This is a genomic window from Selenomonas sp. AB3002, assembly GCF_000702545.1.
Lineage (GTDB): Bacteria > Bacillota > Negativicutes > Selenomonadales > Selenomonadaceae > Selenomonas_B > Selenomonas_B ruminantium_A.
This window is the reverse complement of sequence record NZ_JNIO01000008.1, coordinates 933,506-946,514: the sequence shown is the minus strand read 5'-3', so window position 1 is coordinate 946,514 and position 13,009 is coordinate 933,506. Positions and strand designations below refer to the sequence as shown.

Annotated in this window: 11 protein-coding genes; 9 read left to right on the top strand and 2 right to left on the bottom strand. The window is 55.0% G+C overall.

What is annotated here, in order from left to right; genetic code table 11:
* Nucleotides 1-20: 20 nt before the first annotated feature.
* On the top strand, nucleotides 21-557 hold the full coding sequence (locus P159_RS0112295) for a cell division protein SepF (RefSeq protein ID WP_051650483.1): 537 nt from the start codon (nucleotides 21-23) through the stop codon (nucleotides 555-557).
* A gap of 74 nt (nucleotides 558-631) precedes the next feature.
* Nucleotides 632-2,083 (top strand): beta-Ala-His dipeptidase, encoded by a 1,452-nt coding sequence (pepD, locus tag P159_RS0112290; RefSeq protein WP_029544459.1) that lies wholly within the window; start codon nucleotides 632-634, stop codon nucleotides 2,081-2,083.
* Nucleotides 2,084-2,138: 55 nt separating this feature from the next.
* On the opposite strand, the gene P159_RS0112285 is transcribed toward pepD, so the two are convergent.
* The gene (locus tag P159_RS0112285) at nucleotides 2,139-2,987 is read right to left on the bottom strand and encodes a polysaccharide deacetylase family protein (protein ID WP_029544457.1); all 849 of its coding nucleotides are present in this window, start codon (nucleotides 2,985-2,987) and stop codon (nucleotides 2,139-2,141) included.
* Nucleotides 2,988-3,200: 213 nt separating this feature from the next.
* On the opposite strand from P159_RS0112285, the gene map reads away from it, so the two are divergent.
* From map to P159_RS0112270, 3 genes are all read left to right on the top strand, one after another.
* Nucleotides 3,201-4,073: a type I methionyl aminopeptidase gene (gene map, locus P159_RS0112280; RefSeq protein ID WP_029544455.1), complete on the top strand. Its 873-nt coding sequence runs from the start codon at nucleotides 3,201-3,203 to the stop codon at nucleotides 4,071-4,073.
* Nucleotides 4,073-5,383, top strand: coding sequence for a DEAD/DEAH box helicase (locus P159_RS0112275; protein WP_029544453.1), 1,311 nt, complete (start codon nucleotides 4,073-4,075; stop codon nucleotides 5,381-5,383). The genes map and P159_RS0112275 overlap by 1 nt, the downstream gene beginning before the upstream one ends.
* A 61-nt stretch (nucleotides 5,384-5,444) precedes the next feature.
* The gene (locus tag P159_RS0112270) at nucleotides 5,445-6,770 is read left to right on the top strand and encodes a replication-associated recombination protein A (protein WP_037377171.1); all 1,326 of its coding nucleotides are present in this window, start codon (nucleotides 5,445-5,447) and stop codon (nucleotides 6,768-6,770) included.
* 57 nt (nucleotides 6,771-6,827) lie between these two features.
* Here the strand turns inward: P159_RS0112270 and P159_RS21260 are convergent, their stop codons facing one another.
* A complete protein-coding gene (locus P159_RS21260; RefSeq protein WP_318253574.1) occupies nucleotides 6,828-7,244 on the bottom strand; it encodes a hypothetical protein in 417 nt (138 codons plus the stop codon).
* A gap of 215 nt (nucleotides 7,245-7,459) precedes the next feature.
* Here P159_RS21260 and P159_RS0112255 point away from each other — a divergent pair, with 215 nt between their 5' ends.
* The 4 genes from P159_RS0112255 to tsf all read left to right on the top strand — a co-directional run bounded on the left by P159_RS0112255 (nucleotide 7,460) and on the right by tsf (nucleotide 12,994).
* The gene (locus tag P159_RS0112255) at nucleotides 7,460-8,809 is read left to right on the top strand and encodes a nucleoside recognition domain-containing protein (RefSeq protein WP_029544446.1); all 1,350 of its coding nucleotides are present in this window, start codon (nucleotides 7,460-7,462) and stop codon (nucleotides 8,807-8,809) included.
* A 175-nt stretch (nucleotides 8,810-8,984) separates the two neighbouring features.
* On the top strand, nucleotides 8,985-10,985 hold the full coding sequence (locus P159_RS19545; protein WP_051650341.1) for a PAS domain-containing hybrid sensor histidine kinase/response regulator: 2,001 nt from the start codon (nucleotides 8,985-8,987) through the stop codon (nucleotides 10,983-10,985).
* 164 nt (nucleotides 10,986-11,149) lie between these two features.
* Nucleotides 11,150-11,863 carry a 30S ribosomal protein S2 gene (gene rpsB / locus P159_RS0112245; RefSeq protein WP_029544442.1) on the top strand — a complete coding sequence of 238 codons (714 nt, stop codon included), beginning with the start codon at nucleotides 11,150-11,152 and terminating at the stop codon, nucleotides 11,861-11,863.
* A 258-nt stretch (nucleotides 11,864-12,121) separates the two neighbouring features.
* A complete protein-coding gene (gene tsf / locus P159_RS0112240; protein WP_029544441.1) occupies nucleotides 12,122-12,994 on the top strand; it encodes a translation elongation factor Ts in 873 nt (290 codons plus the stop codon).
* Nucleotides 12,995-13,009: the final 15 nt, after the last annotated feature.

Here is a 13,009-nt window from a genome sequence, read left to right as displayed (position 1 = left end):
GTTGGAAGGACGAGATGGCAATGAGTGCATGGGCTAGCGTACAAAAGAAATTTGACGGATTGGTGAACATCCTTATGCCTCCCGAGGCTTATGTCGAGGACGAGGTACAGGAAGAAGAAGAGGTGCAGGCAAAGGCTGAGGAGAAGGTGCAGCCTTTGCAGCAGAGTGCCCGCAAGGTGGTGAACGGTGCCCCCGCCTACAGTGAGGAAAGTGCAGGCAGGATGAGCCGTTATGAGAAGGCTGCCGCCCGCAGCCATGAGGAGCGTCCCAAGCTTACGGTGCACACCACCAAGACCCCCAGCCTCAAGGTGCGCATTTATGCGCCGACCAATTTCGACCAGGTTACCGCCATTGCCGATGACCTGAAGGCTGGCAAGGCTGCTGTGGTGAACTACGAGCGCATTGAGGCAGAGGAGCAGCGCCGTATCTGCGATTTTGTCAACGGTGTCTGCTATGTGCTGGACGGCTGTGCCAAGCGCATTTCAGAGCAGATCGTGCTGTACGTCCCCGAGGGCGTGGATGTGGACGAAGCCATGTCCGTAGCGCTGCCCTATTGATTCTTTGATTTGGTTTTGGTCAGGCAGTCTCATGCAGGCTGCCTGTTTTTATATTGTTTTTTGGAGGTTTCAAAATGGCTAAGAAAAATGAAATCCTTGAAAGTGTGCTTGATGAGTTCAAGCAGCTGGCTGCTATTCCCCGCCAGTCGGGCCACGAGCAGGCAGTCAGCGACTTCTTGAAAAAATACCTCACGGAGGCAGGCTTTTCCGTTCATCAGGATAAGGTGAACAACATCATTGCTGATGCCCCCGCATCTCCCGGTTTTGAAAAAGCCCCTCTCACCATCCTGCAGGGGCACATGGATATGGTCTGCGTAGCAGAAGAAGGCTACAGCTTTGACCCCCAGAAGGATCCCATCAAGCTTGTACGCGATGACAAATATCTTTCTGCCGAGGGCACCAGCCTGGGAGCAGATGATGGCATCGGGGTGGCAGAGGGCATCTACGTGCTGAAAAATGCCAAGGACCATGGCCCCCTGCGCCTTATCATTACCGTGGATGAGGAGAGAGGCATGACAGGTGCCATCAATCTGGAGGAAAAATATCTGAAGGATGCCAGCTTCCTCATCAACTGCGATTCGGAAAACTGGGATGAGCTCACCGTGGGCAGCGCTGGCAGCGTGAATCTTGATTTCTCCCGGAAATTGAAAAAGGCAGCGCCTCAGGGGAAGACTGCCTGGAAGATCACCGTCAGTGGGCTTCTCGGCGGCCACTCTGGCGAGCGCATCGGCGACGGCCGGGGCAATGCCATCCGCACCCTGGCCCTGGCGCTGCAGGCGCTGCAGGATAAGGGTCTGGTGGAAGTAGCAGACTTCAGGGGAGGCAAGGCCCGCAACGCCATCCCTGACAGTGCTGTGGCAGTAGTGGTTACGGATTTGCCGGAAAAAGATATCAGGGAGGTTCTCTCTGCAGAAGAGGAACGCTTCGGGAGGATTTACGGCTCCGTCGATCTCCAGGGGAAGATCCAGGCAGTCAAGGCAGAACTCCCTGGTGAGGTGCTGACCGCAGGGGATGCCAAGCGCCTGCTGACCCTGCTCACTACCCTTCACACGGGTGTCTTTGCTATGTCCACTGTCATTCCAGGGTTGGTGGAAACCTCTGCCAACCTGGGCGTAGTGGAAATGGACGGCGAGGAAGCAGCCATTCAGTATTTCCCCCGTTCTGCCGTGGATCAGAAGCTGGACGAGTTCCGTCATCTGGCTCAGCAGATGGCAGAGCTTACGGGCTTCACTGCTCATATCGGCACCCAGTCCCCTGGCTGGAAAGAGAACAAGGACAGCCGTCTGGCCAAGATCATGGCTGAGACCTTTGAAGCGCAGAATGGCCAGCCCATGAAGGTGGAAACCATCCATGCCGGTCTTGAGTGCGGCTGGCATTTCCGCAAGAATCCCGAGCTGGACATGGTGTCCATTGGCGTCACCACCATGGATATCCACAGCCCCAAGGAGAGACTGGAACTGGCTACCGTGGAGCCTCAGGTGAACCTTATTCTTGAAACCTTGAAAAGAATTGCTGCCCTGAAGTAAGGCAAGCAAAAATCCCTGCAAGCGTAAAAGCTTGCAGGGATTTTTGCTTATGAAGTCAAGGCACCAGCAGCAGGCGTGCCAGGAACTCATGCCCGTCAGCGCGCAGGTTCCTTTGCAGTTCGTCCAAAGGAGCAAAGATAGGAGCGCAGCTCAGGCGCAGCTTGAAGCGCAGCAGGGTGTGGGAGTTGCTGCCGAAGACCGGCACACGGTCAAGCTGCAGCCGGTTCTGGTCAGGTTCTGCCAGGCCGTAGTGGACAGTGAAGGCGCCCTTGTAGCCGGCGGCCAGGGAGCTTTCCTCAATCTCCTCGTTGAAGGCACCGCAGGGGTAGGCGATGAAGCGCACATCCTTTTTCAGATGCCAGTCGATGGCCTGCTTCGATTCCTTCAGCTGCTTGTCCAGTTCAGCCCGGGAGGGCAGCTGGTCAAGCTGGGCATGGGACAGGGTGTGGCTTTCGATATCGATGATGCCGCTGTCGTGCATTTCCTGTGCCATGGCCCAGGTGAGGTAGTTGGGGTAGGTCCCCAGGTAGTCAGAAATGACGAAGATGGTACCTTTGAGGTTATACTTCTTCAGGATGGGATAGGCGTTCTTGTAGTTGTCGGCGTAGCCGTCATCGAAGGTGATGATGACGGGCTTCTCCGGCAGCTCCCTGCCTTCGTCCCAGGCTTCCAGCATTTCTGCCGGGGTGATGGCGTGATAGCCGTTATCCGCCAGATACTTCATCTCGGCCTCGAACTGGTCAGTATGTATGGTCAGGGAATTTTCATCACGGTCATTGATCTGATGATAGTTCAGCACCGGCACGCCGCCTGCGTGCTTGTGCATTTGGTATGCTCCTGTCAGTACAGCCAGCAGCAGGAGCAGGATAGCGGCAAGAATCAGCCGCTTGAACAGTGCTTTCAATGAAGACACTCCTTTGATATATTTCCTTTGTGTTGTTCACATAAAGACAAATATATAACAACTGTTTATGGGTGTCAAGGAATGCTGAAAATTTTATGGGCATTGAGAGATTTTTTCATTGGCAAAAGCACGGCAGCTGGGGTATAATATAGGATACTGTATTGCATGGGACGCGGGAGAGTCGTGTCAATGATAAAGGAGATATTGAGATTCATGTCAAGAAATGACCTTTGCTGGTGTGGCAGCGGCAAGAAGTACAAGAAGTGCCATGAGGCGTTTGATGAGCGTCTTGACGAGATAAAATTTGATTTTTTCAAGGGTCAGGTGCGCCCGCCCAAGAAAATCATCAACAATAAGGAAGATATTGAGGCCATCAGGGCTGCCGGCGTGATCAATGACGGTGCCCTGGATCTGGCGGTGAGCATGGCCAAGCCCGGTGTTTCCACCTATGAGATAGACAAGGCTGTCCATGACTACATCATGGATGCCGGCGGCTATCCTTCCTGCCTGGACTATGAGGGCTTCCCCAAGAGCATCTGCATTTCCATCAATGATGTGGTATGCCACGGCATTCCTTCCAAGAAGACCGTTCTCAAGGAAGGGGATATTGCCAATATCGACATCACCACTACCCTGAACGGCTACTATGCGGATGCTTCCCGCATGGTCATGATTGGCGAGGTAAGTCCTGAGGCAGAGCGCCTGGTGCGTGTGACCAAGGAGTGCATGGAATTGGGCATCGCAGCTGTGAAGCCCTGGCATTTCCTGGGAGATGTGGGGGCTGCCTGTGGCGCCCATGCCCACAAGAACGGTTATTCTGTAGTGACTGACCTGGGGGGCCATGGGGTAGGCAAGGACTTCCATCTGGAGCCCTTCGTTCCCCATGTGGGCCAGGTAGGCACGGGCATGCTGCTGGTGCCGGGCATGACGTTGACGGTGGAGCCCATGATCAATGAGGGCAGCTACCATGTGGTGGTGGACCAGGGCGATGGCTGGACAGTGCGCACCAAGGACCACAAGCTCTCTGCCCAGTGGGAAAAGACGATCCTGGTGACGGAAACAGGTACGGAGGTGCTTTCTTCGTAATGGAATTCAAAGATTTGGGCATATCCCAGAGTATCTGTGAGACTCTGCGCTATCAGGGCATCAAGGAAGCTACGCCTGTGCAGGAGCGGGCCATTCCCGTGGTGCGGGCTGGCAGGGACTGCATTGTGAAGGCTCAGACCGGTACGGGCAAGACGCTGGCCTTTCTCTTGCCCATCATGGAAAAGATCAAGCCCCAGGCTGAAGTGGCCCAGGCTTTGATTGTCACTCCCACCAGGGAGCTGGCTATACAGATTGCCAAGGTGGCTGGCCTCCTTGGAGAGGCAGCCGGCATTTCCTCCCTGGTGATTTACGGCGGGCAGGACATTGAGCGGCAGAAGCAGAAACTCAGGCGCCATCCGCAGATCATCATCGGCACCCCGGGGCGCCTGCTGGACCATCTGCGCCGCGGCACCATCGATATTTCCAAGGTGAACAAGGTGGTGCTGGATGAGGCGGACGAGATGATGAAGCTGGGCTTCATCGAGGATGTGGAGGTGCTGCTGAGGGCTTCTGCTTCCGACCGTCAGTTCATGCTGTTTTCCGCCACCATGCCCGACAGGGTGAAGGCTCTGGCAGCCCAGTACATGAAGGCGCCTGAGCGCATAGAGATCAGGAGCGGGCAGGTGACGCTGGAGACCATCGAGCAGGTCATCATAGACACCACCGAGGATACCAAGGTGGACAAGCTCTGCGAGATCATCAACGGGGAGCAGCCTTACCTCATGATGGTTTTCTGCCATACCAAGGCCCGCGCCCATCAGCTGACCATGGCTCTGGCAGCCCGGGGCTATCTGGTGGATGAGCTCCATGGCGACCTGTCCCAGGTGCAGCGCACGCTGGTGCTGAAGCGTTTCCGCAAGGCAGAGCTGCAGATTCTTTGCGCCACGGATATCGCTGCCCGGGGGCTGGATATCGAGGGTGTCACCCATGTGGTGAGCTACGATATTCCCCATGATACGGAAAGCTACATTCACCGCATTGGCCGCACGGGCCGTGCAGGCCAGCAGGGCAAGGCCATTACCTTCGTGAATGCCCGTCAGTATGAGCTCCTGCGCCGCATCGAGACAGGCATCAAGGAGCGCATCAGGAAGCAGCGTTCAGAGCGCAGCAGCCATAAGGAAAAGCAGGAGAAGATCCTCAAGGAAATCAAGGAACAGAGAGAGGCACAGCAGCCGAAGAAAAAGCCTCTTTCTAAATACGCCAACCGCAAGGGGGCTTCCCACAAGGGACGCAACGGCCGCAGCCGCAGGGCAAAGCCCGGCAAGACCGTTACCAACCTTGGAGGACGTTCCAAGATGGGCAGGCATTAAGTTGTAGAATAAAGGGGCATTAGGCCCCTTTTTCTGTCATAAGGAGGCAGGCATGGAAAATATGGACTTGTTTTCTGCGGCAGCCATGTCGGGGGGAGAGGCCAGGAGTTTTGAGCCTCTGGCTCAGCGCATGCGGCCCAGGAATTTTGATGAGCTGGTGGGCCAGGAGGAAGCAGTGGGCAAGGGCCGCTTCCTGCGGCAGATGATTGAGAAGGACCAGATTCCCTCCCTGATTCTCTACGGTCCTCCCGGCACAGGCAAGACCACCCTGGCCCAAATGATAGCCAGCCTCACAGGCAGCAGCTTCCATCGCCTGAATGCCGTGGCGGCGGGGATACAGGACATACGTGCCATTGTCAAAGAGGCGGAAGAGCAGAGAAAATATTACAGTAAGAGAACCATCATCTTCATCGATGAGATACACCGCTTCAACAAGAGCCAGCAGGATGTGCTGCTGCCCTATGTGGAGGACGGACGGCTGGTGCTCATTGGCGCTACCACGGAAAATCCTTTTTTCGAGGTGAACCATGCCCTGCTTTCCAGGGTGCGCATCGTGCGCCTGCAGGCCCTGGAGGGAGGCCATCTGAAAGATATCCTTCGTCGTGCGCTCACGGACAGGGAAAGAGGGCTGGGAGAGCAGGCTTTGAAGGCCTCTGATGAAGTCCTGCTGGCCCTGGCGGAATTGGGAGGCGGCGATGCCCGCATGTGCCTGAACCTCTTGGAAAATGCCGCCGCCATGCTGCCGGAGGGGGGAGAACTCACCGTAGGACTGCTGGAGCAGATTGTGGGGGAGCGGGTGCAGCGCTATGACAAGAAAGGTGACAATCACTACGATATAGTGTCTGCCTTCATCAAGAGCATGAGGGGCAGCGATCCGGATGCGGCCCTGCACTACTTAGCCCGCATGCTGGCGGCAGGGGAGGATGTGAAGTTCATCGCCCGCCGGGTGGTTATCTGTGCCGCTGAAGATGTGGGCAATGCCGACCCTATGGCCCTGGTGCTGGCCAATTCCGCTGCCCAGGCTGTGCAGTTCCTGGGCATGCCGGAAGCCAGGATTCCCCTGGCCGAGGCCGTGACCTATATCGCCTCTGCTCCTAAGAGCAATGCTGCCTACATGGGCATAGACAGTGCTTTGGCAGATGTGCGCAGCAAAAATTGCGGCGAGGTGCCTGTGCATCTCAGGGATGCACACTACAAGGGTGCTGCCAAACTGGGTCATGGCATAGACTATATCTATCCTCACGACTACCCGGGTCATTTCACCAGGCAGCAATACCTGCCTGGGGAAATGACAGGCATCCGCTATTACCGGCCTACAGAGAATGGTGCCGAGAAGCGCATGGGCGAGTACCTTCGCCGGTGCTGGCCGGAGCGGGAAGATAAATGATCAGACTTTGCAAGGCATATAAAAAACGCCCCGGCTTGGGGCGCTTTTTATATGAAGTCATGACATTATCAAAAGTTCTATGCAGCCATACTCCAGCAGGGGGCTGGCATCAGTGGGGGTGCCGTTCAGGATGGCGTCTCTGATAGCTTCCATATCGGAGGCTTTGATTTTGCCAGCGGCCAGTTCTGTCTCGATTTTTGCCAGCAGGGCTTCCCTGCCGGAGACAGAATCGATGTAGGCTTCATCATTGAACCTTATGTTCATGGAAGCAGGAGCTTTTTCGGCATCACAGTTGAAGAAGATATAGGCATTCTTCGCTTCAGCAGAGGCGGTTGAGCCTGCATCTTCGACAGCCTGAGGCGCAGCTTCCACTTCCTTGGACTTGCCCGTGATGGTCCTGACGGCATCCTGCACGGCCTTCCTGGCAATATCAGCGGCTAATTTCTCTATATATGAAGAATTTTTCCTGGTCAAATTCAATCCCTCCCAGGGGAGATTATATCATGTATTGCCGATTATGACAAAGTTGGGAATTATGATGTCGTCTGGATAAATATTCATTGACAGGCAATAAATATTCAAAAAAATCCTTGACAAAATGATCGTCTCCTCCTATCATGGGAAGGGTGTCTATATACACTATGACAAAATAAAAGAAAACCATAACAAATAAGATGAGGAGTTTTTGCATGGAGAAGGAGATGACATCCTCCGGCCTGAATAGCCGGAGCAGCAGCCTGAAGTTTTTTGGCTGTTCCATTTTCGGCCTCGCCATGTTCCTGTGCCCCATGGGGGGCGGGGAGGGGTTCAATACCCCGTTGAGCGTGCTGACGGATTCGCTGGACAAGTGGATTGGAGCGAATGCGCCCTGGCTGCTGGTGTGCCTGGTTGTGGCGGCGGCGCTGCTGGCCTTGGGTGGGCTTTTTATGAAGCCATCAGAGCGTGGCGGGTATAAATTGCTCAGGGAAATTGCCTGTGTCTCCAAGGTCTATCTCCTGACCCGCCTGGCGGCGGCTGTGATTGCCCTGGGCGTGTTTTTCGGCTTTGGGCCTGAGTGGGTTATCGGCGATGACGTAGGCGGCAGCATGATGGGGCTGGGCCAGACCCTGATTGCCCTGGCAGTGACTTTGAGCTTCATCCTGCCCTTCCTGACGGACTCAGGAATCATGGAGTTTGTGGGCATCTTGCTGAAGCCTTTGGTGCGGCCCCTGTTCCATGTGCCCGGCCGGGCTTCCGTGGATCTCATTGCCTCCTGGCTTTCGTCTTCCAATACTGCCGTGCTGATCACGGCGGGGCAATATCAGGGGGGCTTCTACAGTCGTCGGGAAGCGGCCTGCATCATGACCAATTTCTCACTGGTGTCCATTCCCTTCTGCCTGGTGGTGGCGGAGACCCTGAAGGTGGCTGACCACTTCCTGCTGCTCTATGCTTCCGTCACTGCGATTGGCCTTCTTTTGGCGGTTATCGGGGTCAGGTTGTTTCCGCTGGCTGCAGTGCCAAATGACTATCGGGGAGAGAAACGCCTGGCGGAGGAAGTGCCGCCAGAGGCCACGCTGCTGCGCTGGGCTTTCAGGGCGGCATTGGAGCGGGCCGGTGAATTCAGTTTCAGGAAGGCATTCGAGCAGGCCACGGCCATGACTCTGGGCATAATCTTTGACCTTATCCCTGTGGTGGTCGCCTGGGGAACCATTGGTTCAATCCTGGTGAATGAAACGAGCATTTTCCACTGGCTGGCCTATCCCATGGGCATGTATATGCAGCTTTTGGGAGTAGAGGGAGCCTTCCAGATTGCTCCTGCCACTTTGGTGGGCTTTATCGACATGTTCATCCCTGCCCTGATCACCAGTACCGACCTGCCTTATGCCACACGCTTTGTGGTGGCTGCCCTTTCGCTGGTGCAGATCATTTACCTCACGGAGGTGGGCAGCATCATCGTCAAGAGCGAGGTGGGGCTGGATATGAAACGGCTCTTCCTCATCTTCATCGAAAGAACCTTGATTGCTTTGCCCTTGATTGTCCTGGTGACCAAATTGCTTTAATTCTGTATACATACCGCATCTGTCGTCTGGCAGGTGCGTTTTTTCTTTTGCGCTGGCAGGCATTTTGGCAGTTGAGGCAGAATACTAGTAAGAGAAATATTTTGCCTATCGGGAAGTATTTGGAATAATGGACTTTGAATATAGTTATTGACAGAAGAACAAGGTGGGATGGACGATGGCAATGGAATGGGAGAACATGGCGGCATTGCCGGTGCCGATATTCATTTATTCATATGAGGAGGACGAGGGCAGACAGTGCCTGAAGGTTTCCAAGGGGCTTTGTGATTTCCTCAGGCTGGAGGAAGAGGCAGCTTGCCATTATTTGTCTCAGTCGCTGGATTTGGTGACACACCCTGAGGATACCCAGCGGATCAGACAGGCTACCCAAAGGGCTTTGGATAATGGGGAAGAGCAGTGGCGACTGAGTTTCCGTATGCTTCGACCTGATGGCACTTATGCTTGGGTTATCTGTCATACTGTGCAGGTGAATCTGCCAGAAGGAGGCAGGCTTTTTTACAGCAGTCTCATGGATGTGGCCCAGGAACATGAGCAGAATGAGCGGCGCCGGGCAGAGCAGAAACACATGAACCTGCTTTTGGACAAGATACTGGAGACTACCCAGATCGGCATTTTCTGGAAGGATAAGGACCGCAGGTTCCTGGGGGCGAATAAGGCGTTTCTGGAGTATTACGGTTTTCCCAGTGAGTCCGTCATCATAGGCAAAACCGATGAGGATATGGGTTGGCATGAGGAGGACGGTCCCTACAAGAATGATGAGCTTTGGGTGCTGGAGACAGGCCATTCAACTCACAGGGTACGCGGCAAATGCCTGAGCCACGGGGAAATGCGTGATATCGTTGCCAGCAAGAGCCCCCTGATTGAAAATGGAGAGATCGTGGGGCTGGTGGGCAGCTTTGAGGATGTCACCGAGGAGTACCGCCAGCAGCAGAAGATCGTGGAACTGAATGACAGGCTGCTGGCCTCCCTCAAGCGCACGGAAATGGCAAACCGGGCCAAGACAGCCTTTCTTTCCAATGTGAGCCATGATATGCGCACGCCTCTGAACGGCATCCTGGGCTTTGCCCGGCTGGCGGCGGCTTCCAACAATATGGAGAAGGTGCAGAATTACCTGCAGAAGATACTCAAGTCTGCGGAGCTGCTCCAAAGCCTGATTGATGATACTTTGGAGCTTTCCAGGATTTCCGCTGGCAAGCTGCGGCTGGAACCGGAAATCGTCGAGGCAGAGAACATGTTCGATGCCTTGCTCACCACCATCAGCTCCATGGCGGAAAATAAAGGGTTGCATTTTGAGACGAAGGGAAGCCTGGCTGAGATGGGGACGGTGAAAGTGGATGCCCTGAAGCTCAACAAGGTTTTCCTGAATCTCCTTTCCAATGCAGTCAAGTTCACCCATGTGGGAGGGACGGTGACTTTTGCTGCCGAATGCCTGCCTGAAAGGCAGGGGGGGCGGCGGAAGTGCCGTGTCAGCATCAAGGATACGGGCATAGGCATGGAGGATTCTTTCCTGCCCAAGATGTTCGAGCCTTTTGTCCAGGAGCACAGGCTGCCTGTGCAGGGGACGGGACTGGGGCTGGCTATTGCCAAGCAGCTGGTGGATATGCTGGGGGGCAGCATAAACGTGTCCAGCAGGGTAGGCGAGGGCACGGAGTTCAAGGTGGAGTTCTATATGGAGCAGGTGATGGCTCCTGTGCCGGGCAGAGGGAACGAGGTCATTCCCAAAGACTTCTTTGAGGGGCGGCGGGTGCTGCTCTGTGAGGATAATGCTCTCAATCAGGAACTGGCCAAGACCTTGCTGGAGGATGAGGGCATGGCGGTGATCTTGGCAGAGAATGGGCAGATCGGTATAGAGATTTTCAATGATTCGGATCTGGGCAGCATAGATGCTATCCTGATGGATATCCGCATGCCGGTGATGGATGGGCTGCAGGCTGCCAAGCTCATACGTGCCATGCCCCGCAAGGACAGCAGGGCAGTGCCCATCCTGGCTCTGACCGCCAATGCCTTCAGGGAGGATGCGGAGAAGTCCAAGGCAGCCGGCATGAACAGCCATCTGACCAAGCCCCTGGAGCCGGAAAAGCTCCTGCATGACCTGGCTCACTATATGGAAGCTTATGACGAGGCCAGGACGGGCTGGCCGGAACTTGATAAAAGGTAGCGAAAAAAATTAAAAAACATATTGCCAAGTTTCCAGGGCTTATGATATACTTTTCCACGGTGTAAAAATAAACATGCTGGCCCGATAGCCGTACTGTGCCGCGTAAAAGCGTGGTGACGCGGAGGATGAGGGCAGCAGAAGTACAAAACAGGAGGTGCACCACTATGTCAGTTATTTCTATGAAACAGCTTCTCGAGGCAGGTGTCCACTTCGGTCATCAGACTCGTCGCTGGAACCCGAAAATGGCCCGCTACATCTTCACCGAGCGCAACGGTATCTACATCGTTGATCTCCAGAAGACCGTGAAGAAGATCGATGAGGCATATGCTTTCCTGCGCAGCGTTGCAGAGGAAGGCAAGTCCGTGCTCTTCGTGGGCACGAAGAAGCAGGCTCAGGAAGCTATCCGTGAGGAGTCTGAGCGTGCAGGCCAGTTCTATGTCAACGAGCGTTGGCTGGGCGGCATGATGACCAACTTCCAGACCATCCAGAAGCGTGTTGCACGCCTCAAGGAGCTGGAGGCTATGGAAGAGGACGGCACTTTTGAGGTCCTCACCAAGAAGGAAGTCCAGGTTCTTCGTCATGAGATGAACAAGCTGGAGACTTACCTCGGCGGTATCAAAGAGATGAACAAGCTGCCGGGCGCACTCTTCGTGGTTGATCCCCGCAAGGAGCGCATAGCTGTGGCTGAGGCTCGCAAGCTGAACATCCCCATCGTGGCTATCGTTGACACCAACTGCGATCCTGATGAGATCGATTATGTCATCCCCGGCAACGACGACGCTATCCGCGCCGTGCGCCTGCTGACTGCCAAGATGGCTGACGCTGTGCTGGAAGGCCGTCAGGGCTCCGATGCTAGCGAGGCTCAGGCTGCTGAGTAATATCGCTTGATATTTGACAAATGACCTAGACGGGGTAAGGGAATCGTTATCCCTTGCCCCGTTATTTATTCTAAGGCGTTCGGGTCACAGACACAGCAACGCTTCACTTGGAATTTTACGATCGAGTCTATGCTCCCACTGCGCCTTTCGGCTTGTGTTCGCTAAGACTCATCGTAAAATTCCACACGTTCCGCTTATGCTGTATCTGTGCCCCTCACTCACGCACATTTTATAAAAAGGTTTTAGGAGGAAATATAAATGGCAATTACTGCTGCTATGGTAAAGGAACTGCGCGAGACCACCGGCGCAGGCATGATGGACTGCAAGAAGGCTCTGACTGAGGTAGGCGGCGACATGGCAAAGGCCATCGACTTCCTGCGCGAGAAGGGCATTGCCAAGGCTGAGAAGAAGGCTGGCCGCGTGGCTGCAGAGGGTGCTGTCGGTGCTTATGTTTCCGAGGATGCCAAGAGCGGCTGCGTAGTTGAGATCAACTGCGAGACCGACTTCGCTGCTGGCAACGACCAGTTCAAGGCTCTGGTGGCCAAGGTTGCCAAGCACATCGTGGAGGCCAAGATTGCTTCCGGCGATGTTGATGCTCTGAACAACAGCGAGATCGAGGGCAAGAAGGTTTCCGACCTGCTCATCGAGGCTACTGCTACCATCGGCGAGAAGATTTCCCTCCGTCGTTTCGCTCGCTATGAGAGCGCTGGCCAGGTTGCTTCCTACATCCACATGGGCGGCAAGATTGGCGTGCTGGTTGACCTCACCGGCGGCAGCGAGGAGCTGGCTCACGATGTGGCTATGCAGATTGCAGCTGCCAACCCCACCGCTATCGACCGCAGCGGTGTAGATGCTGCTGACCTCGAGCACGAGAAGGAAGTGCTCCGCAAGCAGGCTCTGGAAGAGGGCAAGCCCGAGAAGATCGTGGACAAGATGGTTGAGGGCCGCATCAACAAGTTCTACAAGGAAGTCTGCCTGAACGAGCAGATTTTCGTGAAGGATTCCGACAAGACCGTTGCTGACGTGCTTGGCAGCGAGAAGGTCAATGCTTTCACCCGCTTCCAGCTGGGCGAGGGCATCGAGAAGAAGGAAGAGGACTTCGCTGCAGAGGTTGCTGCACAGATGAAATAAGAAGGGGCTTCCCTT

Bases quoted from the DNA above. Each gene is read 5' to 3' on its own strand.
- P159_RS0112295 (WP_051650483.1), top strand. From the start codon at position 21: ATGAGTGCATGGGCTAGCGTACAAAAGAAATTTGACGGATTGGTGAAC.
- pepD (WP_029544459.1), top strand. From the start codon at position 632: ATGGCTAAGAAAAATGAAATCCTTGAAAGTGTGCTTGATGAGTTCAAG.
- map (WP_029544455.1), top strand. From the start codon at position 3,201: ATGTCAAGAAATGACCTTTGCTGGTGTGGCAGCGGCAAGAAGTACAAG.
- P159_RS0112275 (WP_029544453.1), top strand. From the start codon at position 4,073: ATGGAATTCAAAGATTTGGGCATATCCCAGAGTATCTGTGAGACTCTG.
- P159_RS0112270 (WP_037377171.1), top strand. From the start codon at position 5,445: ATGGACTTGTTTTCTGCGGCAGCCATGTCGGGGGGAGAGGCCAGGAGT.
- P159_RS0112255 (WP_029544446.1), top strand. From the start codon at position 7,460: ATGGAGAAGGAGATGACATCCTCCGGCCTGAATAGCCGGAGCAGCAGC.
- P159_RS19545 (WP_051650341.1), top strand. From the start codon at position 8,985: ATGGCAATGGAATGGGAGAACATGGCGGCATTGCCGGTGCCGATATTC.
- rpsB (WP_029544442.1), top strand. From the start codon at position 11,150: ATGTCAGTTATTTCTATGAAACAGCTTCTCGAGGCAGGTGTCCACTTC.
- tsf (WP_029544441.1), top strand. From the start codon at position 12,122: ATGGCAATTACTGCTGCTATGGTAAAGGAACTGCGCGAGACCACCGGC.